We start from the raw sequence: 26,637 nt of genomic DNA on the forward strand, positions 1-26,637 counted from the left end.
CGGTCAGCCGTCCACCCGGGTCTGCTCCTCGAACAACCCGCGCACCTCGTCCCGGGGCACCCACCGCCGGTGCACACCCCGGGCCACCGGCTCGAAGCCGGCGGCGCGCGCCTCGAGCACCGACCCGCCGCGGAACTCCACGAGCAGGTCATCGGACCGCTCGTCGACCACGAGGACGTCGCTGCCGCGCCACGAGCCGGCCAGCCGCACCAGCAGGACGGCGTCGCACGCGGCGGCCGGGACCTCGTGCACCCACGGGCCGTCGTCGGACAGGGCGAGGAAGCCCTCGCGCGGCCGCTCGGCGACCAGCCACACCCACAGGCCGTCACCGCGCTGCTCCGGGGTGGCCCGCCACTCCTCGCCGTCCCACCGCGCGCGGTGCCCCGCCGTCCTCACGGCTGCTGCTCCAGGACGAGCACCCAGGTCTCCCGGAGCCCGTCCCACAGCGCGCGGCGGCACTCGGTGCCGTCCGGTTCCAGCTCCAGCAGCTGCGCGCCGTGCGGGAGCAGCAGACCCTGCACCCGGTACTCCCGCACCAGGGAGTCCGGGGAGGCGAACCCGGTGCCGGTGAACGGGGGGTCCTCGACCACCCACCCGGCGACCGCGGCGCGGCGCTCCTCGTCGGTCCCGCCCAGCGGGGTGCGGTAGAGCTCGGGGCCCACCACCGCCCACCGCAGCACGGTCAGCGAACCGGTGGCCGACAGCAGCTCGTCGGCCTCGTGGCCCCGCCCGACCGCCTCCAGCAGGGCCGTCGGCGCCCCCACGTGGGCGGTGTCCCGCGCGTGCTGCACGTAGCCCGACACCCGGCCCTCGCCGTCGGCGAGCCGGGCGGCCACCTCTACCGGGGACAGCACCTGCTGCACGACGGGGGGCAGCCGGTCGGGCTCGGCGAGCGCGTCCTCGACCAGCGTCGGGGCGGCCAGCCGGGCCACCGTGCCGGACTCCAGCAGGAACGGGTGCGCCCCGCCGGGGTCGACCGCCAGCCCCCACCGGGTGTCCGGCCAGCCCGCCGCCAGCTCGGTGAAGGTGACCGCCCGGCAGTGCCCGACCCCGCCGCCGGTGAGCTCCAGCATCCGGTCCACGGAGGTGTAGGCCAGCACCCAGGTGCGCCCGTCGGACGCCGCGGTGGGCCAGGCCGCGGGTTCGGCGCCGGCCGCCGCCGCGTCGGACAGCGGCAGCGCCAGCTCGGCGGTGCGCAGCAGGGCCAGGCACCCGGCGGTGTCGCCGGCCTCGGCGGCGGCGGCCAGGGCCGACCCGAAGGCGGCGCCGTCCAGGCCGCCCGGGGCCGGGTCGGCGTCCTCCGGTCCGGTCACCTCCGCGAGCCTAGGGCTGCGGCGCGCACTAGGGTCGGGCCGGGCCGACGACAGGAGCTGACCCGACCATGAGCGGCACGTTGCAGGTGGACGCCGACCGCCCCGGGGCCTATCCCACCCTCGCCGAGGCGCTGCTGGACGCGCCGTCCGGGGCCACCGTCGTGGTGGCCGCCGGCAGCTACGACGAGGTGCTCGACGTCCGCGCGCGCGACCTCGTGATCACCGCGGCCCCCGACGCCGAGGTCCGGGTCGGCGGCTCGGCGCACGAGCCGACGCTGCGGGTGCGCGGCGGCGCCGTCACCGTCCGCGGCCTGGTGCTGGTCGGCCGGCAGGCGCACGTCGTGGACGCCGAGGAGGCCCGCCTGGTCCTCGCCGACTGCGTGCTGGAGGCCGGCCACGGCGCCGGGGTGCGGGTGACCGACCGCAGCACGCTGGAGATGACCGACTGCACCGTCACCGGCGCCCAGCAGGGCCTGGTGGTCGAGGACTCCGGCGGCACCCTGGAGCGGGTCACCGTCGCCGACAGCGCCGACGACGCGGTGGTGGTGCGGCTGGGCGCCGACCCCGTGCTGCGGGACTGCGTGGTCCGCGGTTCCGGTGCGCGCGGGGTCTACGCCTACGCCTCGGCCCGCCCGGTGCTGGAGGGCTGCGAGGTCGAGACCTCCGGCGGCCCCGGGGTGGCGGTCGCGCAGGGCGCGTCGGCGACGCTGCGCCGGTGCTCGGTGCGCGGGACCGGTGGCCCGGACGTCGAGTTCGGCGCCGGGACGTCGGGCCGGGTCGAGGCCTGCCGGACCGAGCGCACCGGCGACGCCGGGGTGTCGGTCGCCGCCGGGGCCGACGTCGCGGTCACCGAGGCACCCGCGGCGGCCTCGGTCGGGGTGGGCAGCTCCCCCAGCGCGAAGGGCGACCCGGAGCGGGTGGAGCAGCTGCTGGCCGAGCTCGACGCGATGGTGGGGCTGGCCGGCGTCAAGGCCGAGGTCCGCTCGATCATCGACGAGATCCAGGTCAACGAGTGGCGGCGGGCGGCGGGCCTGGCCGTCGGCGGGGCCAGCCACCACCTGGTCTTCGCCGGCGCACCCGGCACCGGCAAGACCACCGTGGGTCGCATCTACGGCCAGCTGCTGGCCGCCCTCGGCGTGCTCCCGGGCGGGCCGCTGAAGGAGGTCTCGCGCCGCGACCTGGTCGGCCAGTACATCGGGCACACCGCGGAGAAGACCGCGGCGGTGTTCGACGAGGCGGCCGGCGGCGTGGTGTTCCTGGACGAGGCCTACACGCTCACCCGCCAGGCGGGGGGCGGGGGCAACGACTTCGGCCAGGAGGCGGTCGACATGATCGTCAAGCTGATGGAGGACCGCCGCGACTCCCTCGCCGTCATCGCCGCCGGCTACACCGACGAGATGGTGCAGTTCCTCGACGCCAACCCGGGCCTGGCCTCGCGGTTCGTCAAGACGGTGGAGTTCGAGAACTACGGGCCCGAGGAGCTCACCCGGATCATCACCAGCATGATCACCAGCGGTGACTACCTGCTCGGACCGCAGGCGGGCGCGATGCTGCGGCTGCACTTCGAGACCGTGCCGCGCGGCGCCGACTTCGGCAACGCCCGCGAGGCCCGCAAGCTGTTCGAGAAGCTGCGGAAGGTGCAGTCCCAGCGGCTGCGGCTCGTGGGCCGGCAGCCGACCCTGGAGGAGCTGCAGACCCTCACCGTCGACGACGTCCGGGTCGCGGTCGCCGACTAGCGCGGCTGCCTCACCCGGGGACGCGGAACCCCCGGAACAGCACCGGTCGCCGCTGCGTGAACCCGAGCCGGGCGTAGAGCGCCCGCGCGCCGGCGTTGGTGTCCACCACGTGCAGGAAGGCCCGCCCGCCGTCGGCGGCGGTGCGGGCGACCTGCGCGGCCACCAGCACCGCGGCCAGCCCCTGCCCGCGGGCGCGCTCCGCCGTGCAGACGGCGCTGATCTCCACCCAGCCACCCGGGTGCAGCCGCTGGCCGGCCATGGCCAGCAGCTCCCCGCCGTCCCGGACGCCGAGGAAGGTGCCCAGCCGCGCGGTGCGGGCGAAGAACGGTCCGGGCCGGGTGGCGGTGGCCAGCTGCAGCATCGCCGGGTCGTCGTCCCGGCCGAGCTCCACCACCCGCGGGTCGACGTCGCCGGTCGGGACGGGCGCGACCAGCTGGCGGCCGGGCATCGCGAACTCCGGCGTCCAGTCCGGCGGCGGGGTGCCGGGCGCGGTGAACAGGTCCGCGAGCCCGCCGGGCCCGACCAGCCGGGCGAGGTCGGCCCAGTCCTGCGGCGCCGGGTCGGCGGGGACCGCGCAGAAGGTGGCGACGTCGGCCGGGTAGGTGGCGGTGCGCCCGACCCGTCGGGCCAGGGCGGCGTGCGGGCCGTGCAGCGAGCTGCCGACCGGGTCGTCCAGCTCGCTCATCGGGTGGCGAGCGCCGCCCCGAGCGACGAGGCGGCCAGCCGGACGGCGGCCGCACGGGTGCCGGCCTCGAGCAGCTCCAGCCGCAGCTGGCTGCCGGTGGCCAGGTGCGGGTCCGACGGCACGGTCAGGAAGTCCCCCGCCAGCCCGGCGAACCGGGAGCGGGCCTCGGCGACGTCCACCGCGGCACCCCGCGACGGCACGTTCGTCACGGCGACGACGCTGCGGTCGGCGAGCGCGGCGAACCCGCTGGCGCGCAGCCAGCGCAGCACGTTGTGCGCGGCCAGCACGCCGTCGACGCTGGGCGAGGTGGCCAGCACCAGGCTGTGGCACCCGCTGACCACGCGGCGCATCAGCGGCGTGGCCAGGCCCGCCCCGCAGTCGGTGACCATGACCGCGAAGTGCCGGTACACGGCGTTCATCGCCTGGGTGTAGAGCTCCTCGGTCAGCGCCGCGCTCTGCTCGGGGTCCCGGCCGCTGGGCAGCACCCAGGCGCCGTCGGCCGAGCGGGCCAGCGCGCCGGCGAGGACCTCGAACCGGCCCGGGTCACCCGCCGCGGCCAGCTCGTGCACCGAGGCCTGCAGCGGCACGCCGGTGCGCAGCGCCAGCGAGCCGAAGGTGGTGTCGGTGTCGAACAGCAGCACCGGGTCGGGGCGGGACCGGGCGATGGTGCTGGCCAGCAGGACCGACAGGGTGGTCTTGCCGACGCCGCCCTTGAGCGCGACGACGCCGATCCGCCGCGGCGAGGGCACGGGCGTGCCGAGGAAGCCGGTCCAGGCGGCGACGTCGGCCGCGCTCGGGGTCGGCTCGCCCTCGGCCAGGCCGCGGCCGAACAGCCGGCGGCGCGGCGGCCGGCGGGGCGCGTCCAGGCCCGCGACACCCGGGTCGAGGTGCGGGGCGCCGTGCTGGCCGGAGTAGGGCATCGGGGGGTACGGGGAGCTCACCGGCGCAGCTGCTCCCTCATGACGGGCAGGATACGGCGCACCGGGCGCTCAGGACGTGCACACCAGCTCGGCCGCCCGTTCGCCGATGGCGACCGCGGTGGCCGCGGGTCCCCGGGTGGGCACGACCGGCAGCACCGACGTGTCGGCGACCCGCAGGCCCTCGACGCCGCGCACCCGCAGGTGCTGGTCCACCACGGCGCCGGGGTCGCCGTCCGGGCCCATCCTGGCGCTGCCGGCCAGGTGGATCGCGGTGGCCAGGTGGGTGCGGGTCCAGTCGTCCAGCGCCGCGTCCTCGCGCAGCACGGCGTCGGGCAGGTCGGTGCGCCCGGCGACCAGCGGCGCCATCGAGCGGGTGGCGAGCAGCTCCGCGGCCAGCCGCACGGCCTCCCGCATCCGCCGCCGGTCGCCGGCGGTCGACAGGTACCGGTACTCGATGCGGGGCTGCACGGCCGGGTCGGTGCTGGTCAGGCTGATCCGGCCGCGGCTCTCCTCGGCCTGCAGCGCGACGCCGAGGTAGAGGTCGTCCCGGGTGCGGGCGTGCTGCAGCACCTTGCGCAGGTCGGCGTGCCGGACCGCGCGCAGCGTGGCGGCCGGGCGGCGGAGCACCTCGGCCAGCGCGGACAGCGCCCCGCCCTGCGACCGGTCCAGCATCACCTTGGAGAACGGCTTCAGCCAGGGCATGACCTCGAGGTGGTCCGGGGTGTTCAGCGCCGTGGTCAGCGGCAGCATCCCGCGCGGCATGGGGGTGCGGTGCGCCGGGGAATAGGTGACGTAGAGGTCGGGGTGGTCGGTGAAGTCCGCCCCCACCCCGGGCGCGTCGACCAGCACGTCGACGCCGAGGCCGCTCAGCTGGTCGGCCGGGCCGATGCCCGACAGCAGCAGCAGGTGCGGCGACCCGACCGCGCCGGCCGACAGCACGACCTCGGCGGCGCGGTGCTCGGTGCCGTCGGCGCAGCGCACGCCGACCGCCCGGCCGCGCTCGACCAGCACCCGGACGACGGGGCTGTCCCCGCGCACGGTGAGCCCGGGGTGGTCCCGGCGGGGCGACAGGTAGGCCATCGCGGTGTTCACCCGCACGCCGTCGCGCACGTTGACCGGCACCGGGCCCACCCCAGGCGGGGCGTCGCCGTTCTTGTCCGGCTCGGCCGGGAACCCCAGCTCCTGGCAGGCGGCGGTGAAGGCGTCGGTGACCGGGTGCGGATCGGTGGCGCGGGCGACCGGCACCGGCCCGGTGGTGCCGTGCAGCGGGTCGGCCTCGCTGCGCTCGAAGGCGGGCAGCAGGGCCGCGTGGGACCACAGGTCGTTGCCGCGGGCGGCCCAGCCGTCGCAGTCCTCGCGGGTGGCCCGGATGAAGTAGGTGCCGTTGAGCGCGCTGGACCCGCCGACGACCCGGCCCCGGGGCACCGGCCAGCGCACGCCCGGGACCAGCTCGCCGGTGAGGTCCCAGTTCGCCGGGTGGCCGGGGGTGGCCGCCCCCATCGTGGCGGCGTCGCGGACCGTGGCCGGGAAGTCCTCGGGACGACGGTGGTCGGCGCCGGCCTCCAGCAGCAGCACCCGCCGTCCGGCGTCCACCAGCCGGGCCGCCAGCGCGCACCCGGCCGAGCCCGCCCCGACGACCACCACGTCGTGCCCGTCGGTCACAGGCCGAGGACCCCGGGCAGGTCGAGCCGGCGCACCTTGCCGGTGGAGGTGCGCGGCAGGTCCTCGAGGCGGTGCACGGTCTTGGGTCGCTTCGCCGGGGCCAGCCGCTCGCGGGCCCACGACCGCAGCTCGTCGGGGGCCACCGGGCCGACGTAGGCGGCGACCACCCGCTGGCCCCACTCGTCGTCCGGGACCCCGAACACCGCGGACTCCACGACGTCCGGGTGCCCGTCGAGCACCGCCTCGACCTCGGCGGGGTAGACGTTGACGCCGCCGGAGATGACCAGGTCCTCGCGGCGGCCGTCCAGCCACACCGTGCCGTCCTCGTCCACCCGGCCCAGGTCGCCGACGGTGACCCGGTCGCCGTCCCACGCCGCGGCGGTCTTCTCCGGGGCGCGCCAGTACTCGAACCGGGCCCAGCGCGGCACCTCGCACCACAGCTGGCCGCGCTCGTCGGCGGTCAGTCGCCGGCCGGGGCGGGCCCGGCCGACGCTGCCGGGGTGGGCCAGCCAGTCCTCGGTGGTGCAGACGGTGAACTGCACCTCGGTCGAGCCGTAGAACTCCTGCACCGCGCCGTCGGGCAGCGCGGCGAGCACCGCCCGCTTGGTGGGTTCCGGGCAGGGCGCGCCGGCGTGGGCCAGCAGCCGGAAGCTGGTCCACTCGACGTCCTCGCGCAGCAGCCGCTGCAGGTGGGTGGGCACGCAGAACGTGGTGGTCGGCCGCTGCGTGGTGATGGTGGCGGCGGCCCGGGCGGCGTCGAAGGGGCCGGGTAGCAGCACCTCGCCACCGGCCAGCAGGGTGTGCACGGCGAACCGCAGCGGCGCCGAGTGGTGCAGCGGGGACAGCTGCAGGTAGCGGTCGTCCGCGGTGAACCCCCAGAGGTCGATCTCCTCGCGGGCCAGGGCGCGGGCGTCGTCGTCGGTCAGCACCCCGGACCACACGCCCTTGCGCCGGCCGGTGGTGCCCGAGGTGTAGTGCATCGGCCGGGCCAGCGGGAACGGGGCGAGGTCGGCCTCGTGGTCGCCCAGGAGCTGACCGGGGTCGCCGCCGACGTCCAGCGCCGGGTCGGCGTCGGCCACCAGCTCGGCCCGCTCGGCGGCCGGCAGGGCGGGGTCCAGCACGACCGGGACGACGCCCGAGCGCAGCGCCCCGAGGACGACGGCGAGCAGCTGCGGCGAGGCGGCAGCGCTGACCACGACGCGGTCGCCGCGGCCGATGCCCCGGGCCCGCAGCTCCCCGGCCACCCGGCGCTGGTCGGCCTCGCTGTCCGCGGCCCGGACGACGGGCACCGCGCTGTGCTCGCTCACCCGCCCAGCCTGGCACGGCTCACGCCAGGCGCCAGCTGTCCCCGGCGCCGCGCACCACCTGCCCGGTGGCCGACAGCTTGGCCAGCGTCGCCCGGGTGGACTGCTCGGCGGCCGGCCACACCGCCCGCGGCACCTCCGCGTAGACGTGCGCGACCAGCTGCTCGACCGTGCGGGCCCCCGGCAGGAGCGCCTCCAGCAGCTGCCACTCCCGGTACGCCCGGTGCGCCGCGTAGAAGTCCAGGACGGCGCCGACGTCCTCGGTGAGCTCGGGGCCGTGCCCGCAGTAGAGCGCCGACGGTCCGAGCCGGTGCACCCGGCGCAGCGAGTCCAGGTAGGCCAGCACGTCGCCCTCCGGGTGGGTGACCACCGACGTGCCGCGGCCCAGCACGTGGTCGCCGACCAGCACCGACCCGCTCTCGGTGCGGAAGGCCAGGTGATCGCGGGTGTGCCCCGGTGTCGCGACGACGTCGAGCCGGGTGCCGGCTAGGGCCACCGCGTCGCCGTCGGCCAGCACCCGCCCGTCGGGGCCCGCGACGTCGCCGCTGCCTGCCGCCACCTGCACGCCGAACCGGGCCGCCCACGGCAGCGCGGCCTCGGCGTGGTCGCCGTGGTGGTGGGTGACCAGCACCCCGACCACCTCGGCGTCCCGGGCAGCGAGCGCGTCGGTGACCGCGGCCAGGTGCGCCGCGTCGTCCGGCCCGGGGTCCACGAGCACGGCCTGGCCGCTGCCCGGCGCACCGACGACGTAGGTGTTCGTGCCGTCCAGCGTCATGGGCGAGGGGTTGGGCGCGAGCACCCGGGTGACCAACGGCTCGGGGTCGGCCACCCGGGGCAGCTCACCCGGGGCCGGCAGCGACCAGGACCGGCGGGGGTCGACGGGGGCGTCCACAGCCGGACTCTAGACACCGAGCGGATGAGCAGGTCCGGTGCGCCGCGGGTCCGTAGCCTGGCCCCATGCGCCTGACGACCCCCCTGAAGTCCGTCCTGGCCGGGGCCGCCGCCCTCGCCCTGCTCACCGCCTGCGGCGGTGGCTCGGACGACACCGCCGCCTCGACCAGCTCCACGTCGTCGTCCGCGGCGACCAGCAGCAGCGCCGCCGGGACGTCCGCCTCGGCCAACCCGGAGGCCGCCGCCTTCTGCACCGACGCCCAGGACGCGTTCACCGACCTGGAGAACGCGGTCACCGCCACCGCCGACCCCTCGGCCATCCCGGGCCTGTTCTCCGACGCCGCGTCCCGGTTGACCGCCATCGAGCCGCCGGCCGAGATCGCTGACGCCTGGGGCACCGCCACCGCCGCGGTCGAGCAGCTCGCGAGCAGCATCCAGGGCCTGGACCTGAACACCCCCGACGGCCAGCAGGCCTTCCTCGACCAGGTCAACCAGCTGCAGACCGCCGCGGGCCCGGCGCAGGGCGAGATCCAGTCCTACGTCGCGGCCAACTGCGGCGGCGCGGTGGGCAGCACGGAGTCGGCCTCCCCCACCAGCTGACCCCCGGCCGGACCGCACCCGCGGGTGCGGTCCGGCGACGGCGGGCAGGCCCCGGCGGGTCTCGTCACCGTTCCGGCCATGCGCCTGCGACCTGCACTCGCCGCCCTGTCCGCGACCGCCCTGCTCGGCCTGGCCGCCTGCGGGGGCTCCGACGACTCCGCCGCACCGGCCCCGAGCAGCGCCGCCACCTCGTCGGCCGCGCCGAGCAGCTCCGCCACCCCCGAGGGCGACAGCGAGGCCCAGGCCTTCTGCACCGAGAGCGAGGCCGCGCTCGCGGAGCTGCAGGGCCAGCTCGAGGCGGCCACCCCCGACCAGCTGTCCACCCTGCTCCCGCAGCTGGTGTCCACCCTGGACACCCTCCAGCCCCCCGCCGACATCACCGCGCCCTTCCACACGCTGCGCGACGCCTACGACCAGCTCGCGCAGGTGGCCTCCGCCAACGACCTGACCACCCCCGAGGGCCAGGCCGCGTTCCAGCAAGCGACCAGCGACCTGAGCTCCACGGCCCAGCCGGCCGAGGACGAGATCAGCAGCTGGACCGACGCCAACTGCGCGGGCACGAGCTCCAGCCCGACCGGCTGACCCCCGCACGACGGAGGCCCGGTCCCACCAGGGACCGGGCCTCCGTCGCGTCCGGTGTCAGCAGCCGCGGATGACCACGCCGCGGGCCGACATCCACGGCACCGGGTCGACCGCGCCGCTGTACATCGCGCCGCTGGGGTGCACCTCGAAGTGCAGGTGCGGCCCGGTCGACTGGCCCTCGTTGCCCACGTCGGCGATCTGCTCGCCGGCCTGCACCCGGTCCCCGGCGCGCACGTAGTACCGGCTGACGTGGCCGTACACGGTGACGGCGCCGTCGGTGCCCAGCACGTACACGGCCTGGCCGAAGCCGGTGGCCGCGCCGGCCCGCTGCACCGTCCCGGCGGTCGCGGCGTAGACCGGCGTGCCGATCGGGGCGGCGATGTCCACCCCGAGGTGCGTCGTCCCCCAGCGCGAGCCGTAGCAGCTGCTGGTCCGTCCGGCGGCGGGGAGGACGTACCCGGCCTGCGCGCCGGACGGGGTGTTCCGGGCGCCGGCGGCGGCAGCAGCCGCGGCGGCAGCAGCCTGCTGCTGGGCGCGCGCGGCGGCGGCTTCCTCGGCGGCCCGCTGGTCCAGCCACGCCTGGTAGGCGTTGCGGGCGCCCTGCAGCGACAGCAGCTGCACCTGGGCGGCCTGCAGCTGGGCGTCGTAGCTCGCCTTCTGGGCGCTGACCTCGGCGTAGGCGGCCTGCTGGGCGACGACCTGCGCGTCGGAGGCGGCCTTGGCATCGGCGGCGGCCCGCTCGGCGGCGGCCTGCTGGTCGACGGCCTGCCGGGCAGCCGAGTCGGCGTTGGCCTGCCGCAGCTGTGCGGTCTCCAGGTCGCCCAGCACGTCGAGCTGGTTGTTCGCCACCCACTCCAGCATCGCGGCGCGCTGCACGAGCTCGCCGGGGCCGCGGACGTCGAGCAGCACGACCTCGCTGGTGAGCGCGGCGCCGTTCATGTAGCTGTCGCGGGAGAAGTCGGAGATGCGGCCCTGGGCGGCGGTGACCTGCGCGGTCGCCGCGGCCAGCTGCGCGGCGGTCTGCTCGGCGGCGGCCCGGGCCTGGGCCAGCGCCTCCTGCGCCGCGTCGTAGGCGGTGCCGGCGGCCTCGGCCTGCACCTGCACCTGCTGCAGCTGCGCGTCCGCGGCGGCGACCAGCCCGGCGATCCGGCCCACCTCGGCGGCCGCGGCGTCCTGCGCCGTCTGGGCCGCGGAGATCTCGCCGTCGCTGGGGTTGCCGGGGGCCGGCGGCGCGGCCAGCACCGGTCCTGCGCCGAGCACGACGGCGGCAGCCGTCGCCGAGGCGACGAGCAGGGCACGCAGCGGACGCTGCGACATGGGGCGCTCCCTGGGGAAGAGGGATGGCGGAGCGAGCCGGTGGACTGTCCCACCCGCCCCACGAGTCACATGCGCAACACGCCGGGGCGGACTGGGACCAGTCCGTCACGGACCTCCCGGCCCGCTCCGTTGTCCCTGTCCCATCGACACGGAACCGCTCCGACTTGAACGCCGGTCGCGATCAACCGACGGGGTCGACCCCGGGTGCGCGCTCCAGCTCGTGGCCCAGCGCCTCCAGCTCGGCGCCGCCGGCCATCAGCTCGACCAGCTCGTCGCGGCCGATGTCGGCCTTGACCCGGTCGGCGATGCTCCGCCCGCGGCGCAGCACCAGGAAGCGGTCGCCCACCGGGTAGGCGTGGTGCGGGTTGTGCGTGATGAACACGACGCCCAGCCCCCGCTCCCGGGCCGCGGCGACGTAGCGCAGCACCACGCCGGACTGCTTGACCCCCAGCGCCGCGGTGGGCTCGTCGAGGATCAGCACCCGCGCGCCGAAGTGCACCGCCCGGGCGATGGCCACGCACTGCCGCTCGCCGCCGGACAGCGTGCCGATGGGCTGGTCGACGTCGCGCAGGTCGATGCCCATCGCGGCGAGCTCGTCCTTCGTCGTCCGCTTCATCAGGTCGACGTCCAGCATGCGGAACGGCCCCTTCCGGGGCTCCGAGCCCAGGAAGAAGTTGCGCCACACCGGCATGAGCGGGACGACGGCCAGGTCTTGGTAGACGGTGGCGATGCCGAGGGCGAGAGCGTCGCGCGGGCTGGACATGTGCTGCTCGACGCCGTCGACCCGGTAGCTGCCCTCGGAGTGCTCGTGCGCCCCGGAGAGGATCTTGATGAAGGTGGACTTGCCGGCCCCGTTGTCGCCCAGCACGCAGGTGACCTCGCCGGCGCGGACCGTCGTGGTGACGCCCTGCAGCGCGACGACGCTGCCGTAGCTCTTGCCGAGGTCGGTGACCTCGATCAACGGCTCCCCGCTCACCGCAGCCGCTCCGCCCGCTGCCGCACCCAGTTGTTGACCAGGACGGCGGCCAGCAGCATCACGCCGAGGAAGGCGTAGAGCCAGTTGGAGTCCCAGCCGGCGTAGACCACGCCCTGCCGGGTCATGCCGTAGATCAGCGCGCCCAGCGCCGCACCGACCGCGGAGCCGTAGCCGCCGGTGAGCAGGCACCCGCCGACCACGGCGCAGATGATGTAGACGAACTCGTCACCGACGCCGGTGGAGCTCTGCACGGTGGAGGACTGGAACAGGCTGATCATGCCGACCAGCCAGCCCGCGCCGGCCGTCGTCATGAACAGGCCGATCTTCGTGCGGGCCACGGGGACGCCGGTCGCCCGGGCGCTGGCCTGCGCGCCGCCGACGGCGAAGACCCAGTTGCCGGCCCGGGTGCGCAGCAGCACCAGCGTGGCGACGGCGGTGACCGCCAGGAACCACAGCACCGACACCGAGATGCTGGCCCCGCCGACCCGGATGACGCCGCCGAAGACCGGGCGCACCGACTCGAAGAACGGCACGTCGGCGAACCCCTGCACCGCGACCTGGCCGTAGACCAGCTTGACCAGCGCGAGGTCGATGCCCTGCAGCACGAAGAAGGTGCCGAGGGTGACGATGAAGCTGGGCAGCCCGGTGCGCACCACGAGGACCCCGTTGAGCGCGCCGATCGCCAGGGCCACGACCAGCGCGAGCAGCACCGCCACCCACACGTTGAGGCCGTAGCCGGTGGTGGTGACCCCGACCAGCAGGCCCGTCGCCCCGGTCATCGCGCCCGCGGAGAGGTCGAACTCGCCGCCGATCATCAGCATCGCGACCGCGACGGCCATGATGCCGAACCGGGAGGCGGAGTTCAGCCACGTGCCGATGCCCGACGGGGTGAGGAACTGCTCGGCGACGACGGTGAAGAACACCAGGACGGCGAGGGCCGCCACGGCCGCCCCGACCTCGGGACGGCGCAGCGCACGGGTGGCTCGCCCGGTGGGCGCCGCCGCGCGGTCGGCGTCCCGGGCCGGGGCGGTGGTGGTCACCGGGTGCCGTTGGCGGCGTACCGGGCGACGTCGGCCACGTTGTCGGAGGTGACGAAGGCCGGACCGGAGTTGACCGGCTGGCCGCCGCCCACGATGTTCCCGTTCGTCGCGTAGAGCTGCAGGAACGACACCGGCAGGTAGCCCTGCAGGTAGGGCTGCTGGTCCACGGCGAAGGTGATGTCCCCGGCGGAGATGGCGTCGGTGACGTCCTTCGAGATGTCGAAGGTGTCGACCTCGGCCTGCGAGCCCGCGTCGTCCTTGGCGGCGACCGCGGCGACGGCGACCTGGCCCTGCAGCGCGAGCACGACGGAGACGCTGGGGTCGGACTGCAGCTTGGACAGGATCGTGTCCTGCACCTGCGCGGTGTCGGTGCCGTCGACCTGCAGGTTCTCCACGGTGCCGCCGTAGGTCGCGGCGACCGCCGAGCAGCGGTCCTCCAGGCCCACGTTGCCGGCCTCGTGGATGACGCACAGCACCTTGCCGGTCTGGCCCTCCTGGTCCAGGCGCTCGCCGACGGCCTGGCCGGCAGTGGTCTCGTCCTGGCCGACGTGGGTGATCGCGCCGAACTCGGCCGACTGCTGCTGACCGGAGTTGATGGTGATGACCGGGATGCCGGCGGCGACGGCGGCCTCGACCGAGTCGCGCAGGCCGTCGGGGTTGGCCATCGACACCACGATGCCGTCCACGCCCTGCGCGACGGCGTTGTCGACGAGCTCGGCCTGCCGGGTCGGGTCGGGGTCGCTGTTGTAGTCGACGGTGACGCCGAGGTCGGAGGCGGCCTGGTCGGCGCCGGAGCGGACGACGTCCCAGAACGAGTCGCCGGGGGCCCCGTGGGTGATGACGGCGAAGTCCAGGTCGGCGGAGGCCGCGGAGCCCTCCGCCGAGTCGTCCTCCTGGCCGGTGCCGCTGCACCCGCTCAGAGCCAGGACGCCGGCGACGGCGAGGACGCCGGCCGATCGGGTGATGCGCATGCGGGTGCTTCTCCTCGTGGTGGGACCTGCCAAAGCACCCAGTATGTATGCACCCGGCTCAGGGCGTGAGCAGGCTCATCTCGAAGGACCACCGCGCCGCCACGTACACGTGCCGGCCGTGCTCGACCGGGGTGCCGTGCTGGTCGTAGGTGGTGCGCTGCATCGTGAGCAGGATCCCGCCGGGCTCGATGCCCAGCAGCTCGGCCTCCTCGGCCGTCGCGGGCCTGGCCCCGATGACCTGCCGGGCGGCGTGCAGGTCGATGCCGGCGTCCCGGATGGTGGCGTAGAGGCCGGTGTGCTCGAGCTCGCCGGCGTCGAGGTCGAGCAGCCCCACCCGCAGCCAGTTGGTCAGCCGCGCGATCGGCGCGCCGTCGACGGCCCGCAGCCGTTCGACGGCGAGCACCGCGGAGCCGGCCGGGAGGGCGAGGGTGCGCGCGGTGTCGGCGTCGGCGGGTCCGGCGGCCAGCGACAGCACCCGGGTGGTGGGCTCCTGGTGGGCCCGGCGCAGCTCGTCGTAGCTGCTGTCGGGCACGGGCGCGGGCAGGTCCAGCGGCTGGCCCACCCGGGTGCCCGCACCGCGGCGGCGCACGATCAGGCCCTTCTCCACCAGGTAGCGCATCGCCTGCCGCAGGGTCGGGCGGGACAGCCCCAGGGAGTCGGCGAGGGCGACCTCGTTGTCCAGCCGGGTGCCCGGCGGCAGCCGGCCCGAGGCGATGCCGGCCTCCAGCCACTGGGCGACCTGCCGGTGCAGCGGGACCGGGCTGGAGCGGTCCAGCCGCAGCCCGGCGACCGGGTCGGGCACGCCGTCGCCGGTCCTCATGGTGTGGATCCTCCCTGTGCGACCTGGGCCACACAGTGGCACGGACCCGGCTCGTAGGCTCCCGGACGTGGACATCCTCGCCTCCGGGCACGAACAGGTGGTCTTCTGCAGCGACCCGGGGTCGGGTCTGCGGGCGGTGGTCGCCATCCACTCGACGGCCCTGGGCCCGGCCCTCGGCGGCACCCGGTTCTTCCCCTACCCGTCCGAGGAGGCCGCCGTCGCCGACGCGCTGGCCCTCTCCCGTGCGATGTCCTACAAGAACAGCCTGGCCGGCCTGGACCTCGGTGGCGGCAAGGCCGTCATCATCGGCGACCCCAAGGTGGACAAGACCGAGGCGCTGCTGCGCGCCTACGGCCGGTTCGTCGAGGCGCTGGGCGGCCGCTACCTGACCGCCTGCGACGTCGGCACGTACAACGCCGACCTGGACGTCGTGGGCCGGGAGACCCGGTTCGCGCACGGCCGGTCGCTGGCGGTCGGCGGGTGCGGCGACTCGTCCGTGCTCACCGCCTTCGGCGTCTTCCAGGGCATGCGGGCCGCCGCCCAGCACCGCTGGGGCTCCCCCACCCTGGCCGGGCGCACCGTCGCGGTGGCCGGCGTCGGCAAGGTCGGGTCCTGGCTGGTCGACTCCCTGGTCGAGGACGGCGCGTCCGTGGTCGTCGCCGACGTGGACGCCGGTGCGGTGGAGCGGGTGCGGGCCGAGCACCCGGGCGTGCGGGCGGTCGCCGACACCGCGGAGCTGGTGCGCACCCCGCACGACGTCTACTCCCCGTGCGCGCTGGGCCGGGCACTGGACGACGACACCGTCGCGGTCCTGCCGGCGGAGATCGTCTGCGGCGGGGCGAACAACCAGCTCGCGCACGAGGGCACCGCGCAGCTGCTGGCCGACCGCGGCATCCTCTACGCCCCCGACTACCTGGTGAACGCCGGCGGCGTGGTCCAGGTCGAGGACGAGCGGCACGGGTTCTCCTTCGCCCGCGCCGAGGCCAAGGCGGCCACCATCTTCGACGTCGCGCTGCGGGTGTTCGCCGCCGCCGACGCCGAGGGGGTCTCGCCGGCCGTCGCCGCCGACCGGCTCGCCGAGGAGCGGATGCGGTCGGTCGGGCGGTTGTCGACCATCCGGTTGCCCGCCACCCGGTGAGACCCGCGTCACGCCCGGTGCCGCCGACCTGCCCGTCCGGGGGACGCGCGGGCCGGACGTGTGCCGACCTCCGATCCGTGACGTAAGCTCAGCGGCGGACACAATCACTCAGTCGGGGTCGCCACACGGGCCGTCCAAGCCCAGTGCTGGACGGCTGCCACTCCGTAACGAGGGGGTCGAGCCATGGGGCGCGGCCGAGCGAAGGCCAAGCAGACACGCGTGGCCCGTGAGCTCAAGTACAGCTCACCATCCACCGACCTCACCGCCCTGCAGCGGGAGCTCGCTGGTCAACCGTCGTCCTTCCCGGCCCGCGGGCCGAAGGACGACGACGAGGACGACATCGCCTCGCGTTGGGTCGACGACGACGACTCCGACGACGGCTGGGTCGCCAGCCGCTGAGCCGGCGGCCCGTCCTCGGCACGACCGCACCACCACCGGCACCGCCGTCCCCCGGGACGGCGGTGCCGTTGTGCTGGGTCAGCGGTAGGAACCCACCAGCCGCGCCGATGCCCCCGGCCCGGGCTGCACCGTCCCGGCCACCCACGCGGGCACGCCGCGGGCGGTGAGCAGGTCGACCGCCCGGTCGGCCACCTCGGGTGCGACTGCGGCGACCATCCCGACGCCGCAGTTGAACGCGCGCTCGGACTCGCTGCGCGGCACCCCGTGCGACTCCAGCAGCTGCACGGCGGCCGGCAGCGCCCAGGTGGCGCGGTCCAGCACGGCCTCCAGGCCGTCGGGGACGACCCGGGCGGCGTTGCCGGCCAGCCCGCCACCGGTGATGTGCGCGAAGGCGTGCACGCCCTCGACGCCGAGCTCGGCGACCAGGGCCAGGCAGTCCAGCGCGTAGACGCGGGTGGGCTCCAGCAGCTCGGAGCCCAGGTCGCGGTCGAGCCCGGCGGGGGTGGCCCGCAGGTCCAGGCCCGCCTCGGCGACCACCCGGCGGACCAGGGAGTAACCGTTGGAGTGGAACCCGGAGGACGCCATCGCGACCACCACGTCGCCCTCGCGCACCCGCTCGGGTCCGAGCACCGCGTCGGCCTCCACCACGCCGACGGCGGTGGCGGCCAGGTCGTAGTCGTCGGGGCCCATCAGGTCGCCGTGCTCGGCGGTCTCGCCGCCGACCAGCGAGGCCCCGGCCAGCCGGCAGCCCTCGGCGATGCCGGTGACGATCGCCGCGATCCGCTCGGGGACGACGGTGCCGCAGGCGACGTAGTCCTGCAGGAACAGCGGCTCGGCACCGCAGGCCACCAGGTCGTCGACGCACATGGCGACCAGGTCGATGCCGACGGTGTCGTGCCGGTCCAGCTGCCGGGCCAGGGCGATCTTGGTGCCCACGCCGTCGGTGGAGGAGGCCAGCAGCGGACGCCGGTACTTCTGCACGTCCAGGGCGAACAGCCCGGCGAACCCGCCGAGCCCGCCGACCACCTCGGGCCGGTTGGTGGCCTCGACCGCGCCCTTGATGAGCGCGACCGCGCGCTCGCCGGCGTCGATGTCGACGCCGGACGCGGCGTAGGTGAAGCCGCCGGTGGGCCGGTCGGTCACGGGGTGGTTGGGCGGGACGGTCACGGGCGGGTGAGGGCGTCGTCGGCGCCGCCGGCGGTGGTGGGGCTGCCGGCCTGCCGGCCGGTCCAGCCGCTGACCGCGCGGGCGGCCTCCCGGTCGACGTCGTCGAGCACCGGCAGGGTGCGCTTGGTGATGCCCTCGAGCACGTGCTTGCCCAGCACCTCCGGCTCGCCCAGCGGGATCGGGTACTCGCCGGTGAAGCAGGCCGAGCACAGCCGGCTGGCCGGCTGCTCGGTGGCCGCGATGAGGCCCGCCTCGCTGACGTAGCCCAGCGAGTCGGCGTTGATGGAGGCGCGCACGCCGTCGACGTCCAGGCCGTTGGCGACCAGCTCGGCGCGGGAGGCGAAGTCGATGCCGTAGAAGCAGGGCCACTTCACCGGCGGGGAGGAGATGCGCACGTGCACCTCGACGGCGCCGGCCTCGCGCAGCATGCGGATGAGCGCGCGCTGGGTGTTGCCGCGCACGATCGAGTCGTCGACGACGACCAGCCGCTTGCCCCGGATGACGTCGCGCAGCGGGTTGAGCTTGAGCCGGATGCCCAGCTGCCGGATGGTCTGGGAGGGCTGGATGAAGGTGCGGCCGACGTAGGAGTTCTTGACCAGGCCCAGGCCGTAGGGGATGCCCGAGGCCTCGGCGTAGCCGACCGCGGCCGGGGTGCCCGACTCGGGCACCGGGATGACCAGGTCGGCCTCGACCGGGTGCTCGCGGGCCAGCCGGCGGCCCACCTCGACCCGGGCGGCGTGCACGCCGCGGCCGGAGATCGTCGTGTCGGGCCGGGCGAGGTAGACGTACTCGAACACGCAGCCCTTGGGCTCTGCGGGGGCGAAGTGCTGGGAGCGCAGGCCGTCCTCGTCGATGGCGATGAGCTCGCCGGGCTCGACCTCGCGGACGAAGGAGGCGCCGACGATGTCCAGGGCCGCGGTCTCGCTGGCCACCACCCAGCCGCGCTCGAGCCGGCCGAGCACCAGGGGACGCACGCCCTGGGCGTCGCGGGCGGCGTACAGCGTGGTCTCGTCCATGAACGCGAAGCTGAACGCCCCGCGCAGGGTGGGCAGCACCTGCATCGCGGCGGCCTCGACGGAGAGGTCCTGCTGGGCGGCGATGAGCGCGGTGACGATGTCGGAGTCGGTGGTGGCGGAGAAGGCGCCGGTGACGCCCTCGTCGGCCGCGCGGCTGGCCAGCTCGGCGGTGTTCACCAGGTTGCCGTTGTGGCACAGCGCGATGCCGGTGCCCGCACCGGTGGTGCGGAACGTGGGCTGTGCGTTCTCCCAGGTGGAGGCGCCGGTGGTGGAGTACCGGGTGTGCCCGACGGCGAGGAAGCCGCGCAGGCTGGAGAGGGTGGACTCGTCGAACACCTGGCTGACCAGGCCCAGGTCCTTGTAGACCACGACGGAGGCGCCGTCGGACACCGCGATGCCCGCCGCCTCCTGACCGCGGTGCTGCAGGGCGTACAGGCCGAAGTAGCTGAGCTTGGCGACCTCCTCCCCCGGCGCCCAGACGCCGAAGACGCCGCACGCGTCCTGGGGTCCGAGGTCGTGGGGGTCGAGGTCGTGCGTCAGCCGTCCATCACCGCGAGGCACGCGTGCGAGGGTACCGGCTGGGGTCAGCGCAACAGCTCCCGCAGCCGACGGGCGTTGCGCACGGCGTGGCCCCCGCCGTCGTTGTTGAAGTAGCCGAACACCTCGGCGCTCCCCCACTCCCGGATCCGGTCGGCCCACCAGTGCAGGTCGGCGTCGGGGTAGGAGCCGGCGTAGAGGTGCTCGTGGTCGGGACCGTGCCAGCGCACGTAGGCGAAGGGGGCGGTCACCCGTAGCACGCACGGGATGCCCGCGCCGCTGACCACGCAGTACGCGGCGCCGTGCCGGGCCAGCAGGTCGAACACGTCGTCGTGCTGCCAGGTCGGGTGCCGCAGCTCGACGGCCACCCGCAACCACGGCGGCAGGTGCGCGAGGAACCAGGCGAGCCGGTCGTCGTCCCGCTCGTGGTCGGGGCGCAGCTGCACCAGCAGCACCCCGCGCCGGTCGGCGAGGGCGTGCCACCCGGCGGCCGTCCGGTCGATCCAGGTCTCGGGGTCGTACAGCCGCTTGGCGTGCGTGAGACCGCGGGCGGCCTTCGCGCTCATCGCGAAGCCCGGGGGCAGCCGCTGCCGCCAGCCGGCGAAGGTGGTGTCGCGGGGCCAGCGGTAGAAGGAGGCGTTGAGCTCGACGGTGTCGAACTCGGCGGTGTAGTGCGCCAGCCGGTCCCGGGACGGCGTCCCCGGTGGGTAGAGGACGCCGTCCCAGTGGTCGTAGCTCCAGCCGGACGTGCCGATGCGGGCGGTCAGTGGATGTTGTCCACCTCGGCCGCGACGGTGGTGTCGTCGCCGTGCCCGGTCTTGACGACGGTGTCGCCGGGCAGGGTGAGCAACCGCTCCTGGATCGAGTTCAGGATCGTCGGCTTGTCGCTGTAGGACCGGCCGGTCGCGCCCGGGCCGCCGCAGAACAGGGTGTCGCCGGTGAAGACGGTGTCCAGCTCGGGGGCGTAGAGGCAGGTGCTGCCCGGGGAGTGGCCCGGGGTGTGCATGGCGACCAGCTGGGTGCCGGCGACGTCGAAGGTGGTGCCCTCGACCAGGTCGTGGTCGGGCTCGGCGTCGGGGTGCACGACGTCCCAGAGCATCCGGTCCTCGGGGTTGAACCAGATCGGGGCCCCGGTGGCCTCGCGCAGCGCCACCGCGGCGGTGATGTGGTCGTTGTGCCCGTGGGTCAGCACGATGGCGCCCAGGGTGCGCGGGCCGATGGCCGCCAGGATGGGCGCGGCGTCGTGCGGGGCGTCGATGACCACGACGGTCTCCTCGTCGCCGACCAGCCAGACGTTGTTGTCCACGTCGAAGTCCTGGCCGTCGAGGCTGAACACCCCGCTGACGACGGTCTTGTCGATGGAGACGGTCACCGGTCGAACACCACGACCGAGCGCAGCACGTCGCCGTGGTGCATCTTGGCGAACGCGGCCTCGACGTCGCCGATGCCGATGGTCTCGGACACGAAGGCGTCGAGGTCGAAGCGGCCCTGCAGGTACAGGTCGACGAGCATCGGGAAGTCGCGGCTGGGCAGGCAGTCGCCGTACCAGGAGGACTTCAGCGCACCGCCGCGGCCGAAGACGTCGATCAGCGGCAGCGTGATCTCCATGGTCGGGTTGGGGACGCCGACGAGGACGACGGTGCCGGCGAGGTCGCGGGCGTCGAAGGCCTGCTGGTAGACCGCCGGGTGGCCGACGGCGTCGATGGCGACGTCGACGCCGAAGCCGCCGGTGAGCTCCTTGATGGCGGCGACCGCGTCGGTCTCCTTCGAGTTCACCGTGTGCGTGGCGCCCAGGCCCTTGGCCCACTCCAGCTTGCGGTCGTCGATGTCCACGGCGATGACCTTGGCCGCACCGGCCAGCTTCGCCCCGGCGATCGCGGCGTCGCCGACGCCGCCGCAGCCGAAGACAGCCACGGTGTCCCCGCGACCGACGCCGCCGGTGTTGATCGCGGCCCCCACGCCGGCCATGACGCCGCAGCCGAGCAGGCCGGCGGCCTCGGGCTTGGCGGCCGGGTCGACCTTGGTGCACTGACCGGAGTGCACGAGGGTCTTCTCGGCGAACGCGCCGATGCCCAGGGCCGGGGACAGCTCCGTGCCGTCGGCGAGCGTCATCTTCTGGGCGGCGTTGTGGGTGTTGAAGCAGTACCAGGGCTTGCCCTTGGTGCAGGCGCGGCACTGCCCGCACACGGCGCGCCAGTTGAGGATCACGTAGTCCCCGACGGCGACGTTCGTGACGCCCTCGCCGACCGCGGCGACGACGCCGGCGGCCTCGTGGCCGAGCAGGAACGGGAACTCGTCGTTGATCCCGCCCTCCCGGTAGTGCAGGTCGGTGTGGCAGACCCCGCAGGCCTGCACGTCGACGACCGCCTCACCCGGACCCGGGTCGGGGACGACGATCGTCTCGAGACTGACGGGGGCTCCCTTGCTGAGGGCGACGACGCCCTGCACCTCGTACGGCATGCACCGGAGCCTATGGGTCGGGCGCGGGTGGGTCCCCATGCGCTTCCACCACCCGGACAGGTGACGATCAGGTCTCGCTCGGCGCGCGGACGGTTGTGCATCGAACTACCGTCGCGCGGGCATGGCCCGCGTCACACAGCGGGCATCCAGCGAACCCGGGCTCCGCCCCGGACAGGAGGACCCGTGGCCGTTCCCGGCTTCCTGGCCCGCGACCGCATCGTCGCCAAGCCAGGCTTCAACCGGTGGCTCATCCCACCGGCCGCCCTCGCCGTGCACCTGTGCATCGGCCAGGTCTACGCGACCAGCGTCTACAAGTCCGCCCTGGTCGCGGACTTCGACAGCTCGCTGACCGCCATCGGCGCGATCTTCTCCATCGCCATCGTGGTGCTGGGCCTGTCGGCGGCCGTCTTCGGCACCTGGGTCGACCGCAACGGCCCGCGGGCGGCCATGTTCACCGCCGCGTGCTTCTGGTCCGCGGGCTTCCTGGTGGCCGCCCTGGGCATCTCGACCAACCAGCTGTGGCTGGTCTACCTGGGCTACGGCGTCCTCGGCGGGATCGGGCTGGGCATCGGCTACATCTCGCCGGTCTCCACGCTCATCAAGTGGTTCCCCGACCGCCCGGGCCTGGCCACCGGGATGGCCATCATGGGCTTCGGTGGCGGTGCGCTCATCGCCTCGCCGCTGTCGCGCCAGCTGCTCTCGCTCTACGACGACGGCTACGACGGCACCGCGGGCACCACGGCCAGCGGCGGCGCGGTGGCCGGCCTGTTCGTCACCCTCGGCCTGGTCTACCTGGTCTTCATGATGTTCGGCGCCGCCATCATCCGGGTGCCGGCCGACGACTGGCGGCCCGACGGCTTCGACCCCTCGGCGGTCAAGCAGAAGGCCCTCGTCACCACCGCCAGCGTCTCGGCGGGCAACGCGATCAAGACCCCGCAGTTCTGGCTGCTGTGGACGGTCCTGTTCTGCAACGTCACCGCGGGCATCGGCATCCTGGAGCAGGCCAGCCCGATGATCCAGGACTTCTTCCGCGACGGTGCGACCTCCGCGGTGTCCGCCGCCGCGGCCGGCGGGTTCGTCGGCCTGCTCTCGCTGTTCAACATGGCCGGCCGCTTCGTCTGGTCCTCGACGTCGGACGTCATCGGCCGCAAGGGCATCTACATGGTCTACCTGGGCCTGGGCCTGGTGCTCTACGTCCTGCTGGCCACCGCCGGCAGCTCGGCGGTCTGGCTGTTCGTGCTGCTCGCCGCGGTGATCATCAGCTTCTACGGCGGTGGGTTCGCCACCATCCCGGCCTACCTGCGCGACCTGTTCGGCACCTACCAGGTGGGCGCCATCCACGGCCGGCTGCTGACCGCCTGGTCCGCGGCCGGTGTCGCCGGCCCGCTGATCGTCAACGGCGTCCTGGACACCCAGGGCACCCCAGGTGAACTGGTGGCCGGCGACTACCGGATCGCGCTGTTCATCATGGTCGGCCTGCTCGCCGTCGGGTTCGTCGCGAACCTGCTGGTGCGCCCGGTCGACAGCAAGTGGCACGAGAAGTCCACCGGCACCACCGCGACCCCCGAACGGAGCGCTGCCCGATGAGCACCCCCGACCGCACGCCGACCAGCACCCCGATGGGCCTGATCGTCCTGGCCTGGGCGCTGGTGACGATCCCGCTGCTGTACGGGTTGGTGCAGACCATCCGCACGGCCAGCGCGCTGTTCACCGGCTGACCCGCACCCCCTCCGGCGCCCCGTCCACCGTCCGCGGTGGGCGGGGCGTCGTCGTCCCGGGCCGGTGCTGTCAGGTGAGGGGCCGCAGCGGCAGGACGGCGGCGAGGTCGGCCCGGTTGCCGCTGGCCGCGACCGCACCGGCCGCCAGCGCGTCCTCCCACGTCTGCATCCCGGTGACCAGCCGCAGCCAGGTGGCGGCGTCGGTCTCGACCACGTTGGGCGGGGTGCCGCGGGTGTGCCGTGGCCCCTCGATGCACTGCACCGCCACGTGCGGGGGCACCCGGACCTCCACCGAGCGGCCGGGCACCTGCTGGGCCAGCCAGCGCGCAGAGGTCTTCACCGCCGCACCCAGCACCGCCCGGGCGGGCCGGTCGGCCTCGCCCCGCAGCCAGGGCAGGCACGCGGCGACCGCGGCGCGCAGCTCCTCGGCGGGGATCGGCGCCGGCATCAGCTGGTCGGGACCGCTCCGGTGGGGACGGCGCCGACGACGTCCTCGGGGTGGCCGAACAGGTCGGGCAGCGTGCGGGTCCAGGCGCTGCGCAGCTCCGCGAGCGGCAGCTCGAGGACGCCCTCGACGACCAGGGCCTCGCCGCCCGTGGTGCCCAGCTCGGTGACCGGGACGCCGGCCGCCTCCGCCGCGGCGCGCACCGCCGCCGGGTCGGCGGTGGTGACCACGGCCCGGGCCACCGACTCGGCGAACAGCGCCGCGGTGGCGTCGCCGTCCACCCGGACGGTCGCGCCGACGCCGTGCCGCAGCGCCGACTCGGTCAGCGCCTGCGCGAGGCCACCGTCGGCCAGGTCGTGCGCGGAGGTGACCGCGCCGTCGGCGGCCAGCCGCGCGAGTAGCCCGGCCAGTGCGCGCTCGGCGTCCAGGTCGACCCGCGGCGGCAGGCCGCCGAGGTGGCCGTGCACGACGCCGGCCCACGCGGAGCCGCCGAGCTCCGGCCGGGTCTCGCCCAGCAGCAGCACGGTCTCCCCCGCCGCGCGCCAGCCGCCGCGCACCCGGGTGCGGACGTCGTCGTGCACGCCGAGGACGCCGATCACCGGGGTGGGGTTGATCGGGACGTCGCCGGTCTGGTTGTAGAGGCTGACGTTGCCACCGGTGACCGGCAGGCCCAGCGCCCGGCAGCCGTCGGCCAGCCCGCGGACCGCCTCGGCGAACTGCCACATCACCTCGGGCTCCTCGGGGGAGCCGAAGTTCAGGCAGTTGGTGACCGCCAGCGGCACGGCACCGGAGACGGCGACGTTGCGGTAGGCCTCGGCCAGGTTCAGCTGCGCGCCGGTGTAGGGGTCCAGCCGGGCGAAGCGGGCGTTGCCGTCCAGCGCCAGGGCGATGCCGCGGTGCGTGGTCTCGTCGATGCGCACCAGGCCGGCGTCGTCGGGCTGGGCGAGCACGGTGTTGCCCTGCACGTACCGGTCGTACTGCTCGGTGATCCAGGACTTGTCGCAGCCGTCGGGGCTGCCGACCACGGCCAGCCAGTCCGCGCGCAGGTCGGCCGAGGTGGTCGGCGGCAGGTCGGCCTGCAGGTCGTCCAGGTCGGCCGGGCGGTGGTAGGGCCGCTCGTAGACCGGGCCGTCGTGGGCGACCGTCCGCGGGGGGACGTCGACGATCCGCTCACCGTGCCAGTCGATGAGCAGCCGGTCGCCGTCGGTGACCTCACCGATGACGGTGGCCAGCACGTCCCACTTCGCGCAGACGGCGAGGAACTGCTCGACCTTCGCCGGCTCCACGATGGCGCACATGCGCTCCTGCGACTCGCTCATCAGGATCTCGGCCGCGGTGAGCGTGGAGTCGCGCAGCGGCACGGCCTCCAGGTCGATGCGCATGCCGCCCGAGCCCGCCGCGGCCAGCTCGCTCGTCGCGCAGGACAGGCCCGCGCCACCGAGGTCCTGGATGCCGGTGACCAGGTCGGCGGCGAAGATCTCCAGGCACGCCTCGATGAGCAGCTTCTCGGTGAACGGGTCGCCGACCTGGACCGACGGCCGCTTGGCCGGGCCGTGCTCGTCGAAGGTCTCGCTGGCCAGCACCGAGACGCCCCCGATGCCGTCGCCGCCGGTGCGGGCACCGAAGAGCACGACCTTGTTGCCCACGCCCTCGGCCTTGGCCAGCCGGACGTCCGCGTGCCGCATCACGCCCACGCACAGGGCGTTGACCAGCGGGTTGCCGGCGTAGCAGTCGTCGAAGAGGACCTCGCCGCCGATGTTGGGCAGGCCCAGGCAGTTGCCGTAGCCGCCGACGCCGGCCACCACGCCGGGCAGCACCCGGGCGGTGTCGGGGGCGTCGGCCCGGCCGAAGCGCAGCGAGTCCATGACCGCGACCGGGCGGGCGCCCATGGTCAGGATGTCGCGGACGATGCCGCCCACGCCGGTGGCCGCGCCCTGGTAGGGCTCCACGTAGCTGGGGTGGTTGTGCGACTCGACCTTGAAGGTGACCGCGTAGCCGTCGCCCACGTCGACGACGCCGGCGTTCTCGCCCATGCCGACCAGCAGGGCCTCGCTGCGGGGCAGGTCGCCGAAGGTGCGCAGGTGCACCTTGGAGGACTTGTAGGAGCAGTGCTCGCTCCACATCACCGAGTACATGGCCAGCTCGGCGGTGGTGGGCCGGCGGCCGAGGATGTCCCGGATCCGCAGGTACTCCTCGTCGCGCAGGCCCAGCTCGCGGTGGGGCTGCTCCTCGTCGGGGGTGCCCGCCGCGTGCTGCACGGTGTCGATCACTTCGCCAGGACCCCTGTCAGGACGGAGGTGAAGAAGCCCAGGCCGTCGACCGAGGGGCCGGTGAGCTCCTCGACGGCGTGCTCGGGGTGCGGCATGAGCCCGACGACCCGGCCGTCGGCGCTGGTCACGCCGGCGATGTCGCGCGAGCTGCCGTTGGGGTTGCCGCCGGTGTAGCGCACCACCACCCGGCCCTCGCCCTCCAGCCGGTCGAGGTCGGCGTCGGACCCGACGTAGCGGCCCTCGCCGTTCTTCACCGGGACGACGATCGTCTGGTCCTGGTCGTAGGACGACGTCCACGCCGTGTCGGCGCGCTCGACGCGCAGCGCCTGGTCGCGGTTGCGGAAGTGCAGGTGGCTGTTGCGGGTCAGCGCCCCGGGCAGCAGCCCGGCCTCGCAGAGCACCTGGAAGCCGTTGCAGATGCCCAGCACCGGCATGCCGGCGTGCGCCCGGTCGACCACGGCGCGCATCAGCGGCTGCCGGGCGGCGATGGCACCTGCGCGCAGGTAGTCGCCGTAGGAGAAGCCGCCGGGCAGGACGACGGCGTCGACCGCGGGCAGCTGCGCGTCGGCGTGCCACAGCGGCACCACCTCACCGCCGGCCAGCCGGACCGCGCGGGCGGCGTCGACGTCGTCCAGCGAGCCCGGGAAGGTGACGACCCCGATGCGCACGC

27 protein-coding genes are annotated in these 26,637 nt (G+C 75.0%); 7 read left to right on the top strand and 20 right to left on the bottom strand.

Going from position 1 to position 26,637, the window contains the following annotated elements; genetic code table 11:
* Positions 1-3 precede the first annotated feature (3 nt).
* Positions 4-396 carry a hypothetical protein gene (locus NH342_RS03170; RefSeq protein WP_253011169.1) on the bottom strand — a complete coding sequence of 131 codons (393 nt, stop codon included), beginning with the start codon at positions 394-396 and terminating at the stop codon, positions 4-6.
* Positions 393-1,313, bottom strand: coding sequence for an SseB family protein (locus NH342_RS03175; protein WP_253011171.1), 921 nt, complete (start codon positions 1,311-1,313; stop codon positions 393-395). The genes NH342_RS03170 and NH342_RS03175 overlap by 4 nt, the downstream gene beginning before the upstream one ends.
* A 68-nt stretch (positions 1,314-1,381) precedes the next feature.
* Between NH342_RS03175 and NH342_RS03180 the strand changes: the two genes are divergently transcribed.
* On the top strand, positions 1,382-3,049 hold the full coding sequence (locus NH342_RS03180; protein WP_253011173.1) for a right-handed parallel beta-helix repeat-containing protein: 1,668 nt from the start codon (positions 1,382-1,384) through the stop codon (positions 3,047-3,049).
* Positions 3,050-3,059: 10 nt separating this feature from the next.
* On the opposite strand, the gene NH342_RS03185 is transcribed toward NH342_RS03180, so the two are convergent.
* The 5 genes from NH342_RS03185 to NH342_RS03205 are packed head-to-tail and all read right to left on the bottom strand — an operon-like array spanning position 3,060 to position 8,512.
* Positions 3,060-3,734 (bottom strand): GNAT family N-acetyltransferase, encoded by a 675-nt coding sequence (locus NH342_RS03185; RefSeq protein ID WP_253011175.1) that lies wholly within the window; start codon positions 3,732-3,734, stop codon positions 3,060-3,062.
* On the bottom strand, positions 3,731-4,675 hold the full coding sequence (locus NH342_RS03190) for a MinD/ParA family protein (protein WP_253011177.1): 945 nt from the start codon (positions 4,673-4,675) through the stop codon (positions 3,731-3,733). The genes NH342_RS03185 and NH342_RS03190 overlap by 4 nt, the downstream gene beginning before the upstream one ends.
* A 48-nt stretch (positions 4,676-4,723) precedes the next feature.
* A complete protein-coding gene (locus NH342_RS24035; RefSeq protein WP_253011179.1) occupies positions 4,724-6,316 on the bottom strand; it encodes a GMC family oxidoreductase in 1,593 nt (530 codons plus the stop codon).
* Complete coding sequence (locus NH342_RS03200) at positions 6,313-7,623, bottom strand: class I adenylate-forming enzyme family protein (protein ID WP_253011181.1); 1,311 nt, start codon at positions 7,621-7,623, stop codon at positions 6,313-6,315. The genes NH342_RS24035 and NH342_RS03200 overlap by 4 nt, the downstream gene beginning before the upstream one ends.
* A gap of 19 nt (positions 7,624-7,642) precedes the next feature.
* Positions 7,643-8,512 carry an MBL fold metallo-hydrolase gene (locus tag NH342_RS03205; protein WP_253011183.1) on the bottom strand — a complete coding sequence of 290 codons (870 nt, stop codon included), beginning with the start codon at positions 8,510-8,512 and terminating at the stop codon, positions 7,643-7,645.
* Positions 8,513-8,577: 65 nt separating this feature from the next.
* Here NH342_RS03205 and NH342_RS03210 point away from each other — a divergent pair, with 65 nt between their 5' ends.
* A complete protein-coding gene (locus NH342_RS03210; RefSeq protein WP_253011185.1) occupies positions 8,578-9,111 on the top strand; it encodes a hypothetical protein in 534 nt (177 codons plus the stop codon).
* A 78-nt stretch (positions 9,112-9,189) separates the two neighbouring features.
* A complete protein-coding gene (locus tag NH342_RS03215) occupies positions 9,190-9,693 on the top strand; it encodes a hypothetical protein (protein ID WP_253011187.1) in 504 nt (167 codons plus the stop codon).
* A gap of 57 nt (positions 9,694-9,750) precedes the next feature.
* On the opposite strand, the gene NH342_RS03220 is transcribed toward NH342_RS03215, so the two are convergent.
* From NH342_RS03220 to NH342_RS03240, 5 genes are all read right to left on the bottom strand, one after another.
* On the bottom strand, positions 9,751-11,010 hold the full coding sequence (locus NH342_RS03220) for a M23 family metallopeptidase (RefSeq protein ID WP_253011188.1): 1,260 nt from the start codon (positions 11,008-11,010) through the stop codon (positions 9,751-9,753).
* A 181-nt stretch (positions 11,011-11,191) separates the two neighbouring features.
* Positions 11,192-11,986 (bottom strand): ATP-binding cassette domain-containing protein, encoded by a 795-nt coding sequence (locus tag NH342_RS03225; RefSeq protein ID WP_253011189.1) that lies wholly within the window; start codon positions 11,984-11,986, stop codon positions 11,192-11,194.
* Positions 11,983-13,026: an ABC transporter permease gene (locus NH342_RS03230; RefSeq protein ID WP_253011190.1), complete on the bottom strand. Its 1,044-nt coding sequence runs from the start codon at positions 13,024-13,026 to the stop codon at positions 11,983-11,985. Before NH342_RS03230 ends, NH342_RS03225 begins: the two co-directional genes overlap by 4 nt.
* Positions 13,023-13,997, bottom strand: coding sequence for a substrate-binding domain-containing protein (locus NH342_RS03235; RefSeq protein ID WP_253011191.1), 975 nt, complete (start codon positions 13,995-13,997; stop codon positions 13,023-13,025). Before NH342_RS03235 ends, NH342_RS03230 begins: the two co-directional genes overlap by 4 nt.
* 58 nt (positions 13,998-14,055) lie before the next feature.
* Positions 14,056-14,817 carry a GntR family transcriptional regulator gene (locus NH342_RS03240; protein ID WP_253011192.1) on the bottom strand — a complete coding sequence of 254 codons (762 nt, stop codon included), beginning with the start codon at positions 14,815-14,817 and terminating at the stop codon, positions 14,056-14,058.
* Positions 14,818-14,884: 67 nt separating this feature from the next.
* On the opposite strand from NH342_RS03240, the gene NH342_RS03245 reads away from it, so the two are divergent.
* Together NH342_RS03245 and NH342_RS03250 are read left to right on the top strand one after the other, a co-directional pair.
* Positions 14,885-15,955 carry a Glu/Leu/Phe/Val dehydrogenase gene (locus tag NH342_RS03245; RefSeq protein ID WP_253011193.1) on the top strand — a complete coding sequence of 357 codons (1,071 nt, stop codon included), beginning with the start codon at positions 14,885-14,887 and terminating at the stop codon, positions 15,953-15,955.
* Between the two features lie 183 nt (positions 15,956-16,138).
* The gene (locus NH342_RS03250; protein ID WP_256479288.1) at positions 16,139-16,354 is read left to right on the top strand and encodes a DUF3073 domain-containing protein; all 216 of its coding nucleotides are present in this window, start codon (positions 16,139-16,141) and stop codon (positions 16,352-16,354) included.
* A gap of 78 nt (positions 16,355-16,432) precedes the next feature.
* Here NH342_RS03250 and purM read toward each other — a convergent pair whose 3' ends face one another.
* From purM to NH342_RS03275, 5 genes are read right to left on the bottom strand one after another with little or no spacing between them, the layout of a single operon-like run.
* Entirely contained in the window at positions 16,433-17,521 is a 1,089-nt protein-coding gene (gene purM, locus NH342_RS03255) for a phosphoribosylformylglycinamidine cyclo-ligase (RefSeq protein ID WP_253011197.1), read from the bottom strand.
* The gene (gene purF, locus NH342_RS03260; RefSeq protein ID WP_253011199.1) at positions 17,518-19,098 is read right to left on the bottom strand and encodes an amidophosphoribosyltransferase; all 1,581 of its coding nucleotides are present in this window, start codon (positions 19,096-19,098) and stop codon (positions 17,518-17,520) included. Before purF ends, purM begins: the two co-directional genes overlap by 4 nt.
* A 23-nt stretch (positions 19,099-19,121) precedes the next feature.
* Complete coding sequence (locus tag NH342_RS03265; protein WP_256479300.1) at positions 19,122-19,841, bottom strand: DUF72 domain-containing protein; 720 nt, start codon at positions 19,839-19,841, stop codon at positions 19,122-19,124.
* A complete protein-coding gene (locus tag NH342_RS03270; protein WP_253011201.1) occupies positions 19,838-20,446 on the bottom strand; it encodes an MBL fold metallo-hydrolase in 609 nt (202 codons plus the stop codon). Before NH342_RS03270 ends, NH342_RS03265 begins: the two co-directional genes overlap by 4 nt.
* Positions 20,443-21,534: an S-(hydroxymethyl)mycothiol dehydrogenase gene (locus NH342_RS03275; protein ID WP_253011203.1), complete on the bottom strand. Its 1,092-nt coding sequence runs from the start codon at positions 21,532-21,534 to the stop codon at positions 20,443-20,445. The genes NH342_RS03270 and NH342_RS03275 overlap by 4 nt, the downstream gene beginning before the upstream one ends.
* 183 nt (positions 21,535-21,717) lie before the next feature.
* Between NH342_RS03275 and NH342_RS03280 the strand changes: the two genes are divergently transcribed.
* Positions 21,718-23,121, top strand: coding sequence for an OFA family MFS transporter (locus tag NH342_RS03280; protein WP_253011205.1), 1,404 nt, complete (start codon positions 21,718-21,720; stop codon positions 23,119-23,121).
* Positions 23,118-23,252: a hypothetical protein gene (locus tag NH342_RS23170; protein ID WP_256479289.1), complete on the top strand. Its 135-nt coding sequence runs from the start codon at positions 23,118-23,120 to the stop codon at positions 23,250-23,252. Before NH342_RS03280 ends, NH342_RS23170 begins: the two co-directional genes overlap by 4 nt.
* Before the next feature lie 70 nt (positions 23,253-23,322).
* Here NH342_RS23170 and NH342_RS03285 read toward each other — a convergent pair whose 3' ends face one another.
* From NH342_RS03285 to purQ, 3 genes are read right to left on the bottom strand one after another with little or no spacing between them, the layout of a single operon-like run.
* The gene (locus tag NH342_RS03285; protein ID WP_253011207.1) at positions 23,323-23,700 is read right to left on the bottom strand and encodes a sterol carrier family protein; all 378 of its coding nucleotides are present in this window, start codon (positions 23,698-23,700) and stop codon (positions 23,323-23,325) included.
* The gene (gene purL, locus NH342_RS03290; RefSeq protein ID WP_253011209.1) at positions 23,700-25,967 is read right to left on the bottom strand and encodes a phosphoribosylformylglycinamidine synthase subunit PurL; all 2,268 of its coding nucleotides are present in this window, start codon (positions 25,965-25,967) and stop codon (positions 23,700-23,702) included. Before purL ends, NH342_RS03285 begins: the two co-directional genes overlap by 1 nt.
* Positions 25,964-26,635, bottom strand: a complete 672-nt coding sequence (gene purQ, locus NH342_RS03295; protein ID WP_253011211.1) for a phosphoribosylformylglycinamidine synthase subunit PurQ — start codon at positions 26,633-26,635, stop codon at positions 25,964-25,966. Before purQ ends, purL begins: the two co-directional genes overlap by 4 nt.
* Between the last annotated feature and the right edge of the window lie 2 nt (positions 26,636-26,637).

It is taken from the genome of Klenkia sp. PcliD-1-E (genome assembly GCF_024124375.1).
Classification (GTDB): Bacteria; Actinomycetota; Actinomycetes; order Mycobacteriales; family Geodermatophilaceae; genus Klenkia.

Bases quoted from the DNA above. Each gene is read 5' to 3' on its own strand.
- NH342_RS03180 (WP_253011173.1), top strand. From the start codon at position 1,382: ATGAGCGGCACGTTGCAGGTGGACGCCGACCGCCCCGGGGCCTATCCC.
- NH342_RS03185 (WP_253011175.1), bottom strand. From the start codon at position 3,734: ATGAGCGAGCTGGACGACCCGGTCGGCAGCTCGCTGCACGGCCCGCAC.
- NH342_RS03210 (WP_253011185.1), top strand. From the start codon at position 8,578: ATGCGCCTGACGACCCCCCTGAAGTCCGTCCTGGCCGGGGCCGCCGCC.
- NH342_RS03215 (WP_253011187.1), top strand. From the start codon at position 9,190: ATGCGCCTGCGACCTGCACTCGCCGCCCTGTCCGCGACCGCCCTGCTC.
- NH342_RS03220 (WP_253011188.1), bottom strand. From the start codon at position 11,010: ATGTCGCAGCGTCCGCTGCGTGCCCTGCTCGTCGCCTCGGCGACGGCT.
- NH342_RS03235 (WP_253011191.1), bottom strand. From the start codon at position 13,997: ATGCGCATCACCCGATCGGCCGGCGTCCTCGCCGTCGCCGGCGTCCTG.
- NH342_RS03240 (WP_253011192.1), bottom strand. From the start codon at position 14,817: ATGAGGACCGGCGACGGCGTGCCCGACCCGGTCGCCGGGCTGCGGCTG.
- NH342_RS03250 (WP_256479288.1), top strand. From the start codon at position 16,139: ATGGGGCGCGGCCGAGCGAAGGCCAAGCAGACACGCGTGGCCCGTGAG.
- NH342_RS03275 (WP_253011203.1), bottom strand. From the start codon at position 21,534: ATGCCGTACGAGGTGCAGGGCGTCGTCGCCCTCAGCAAGGGAGCCCCC.
- NH342_RS23170 (WP_256479289.1), top strand. From the start codon at position 23,118: ATGAGCACCCCCGACCGCACGCCGACCAGCACCCCGATGGGCCTGATC.
- NH342_RS03285 (WP_253011207.1), bottom strand. From the start codon at position 23,700: ATGCCGGCGCCGATCCCCGCCGAGGAGCTGCGCGCCGCGGTCGCCGCG.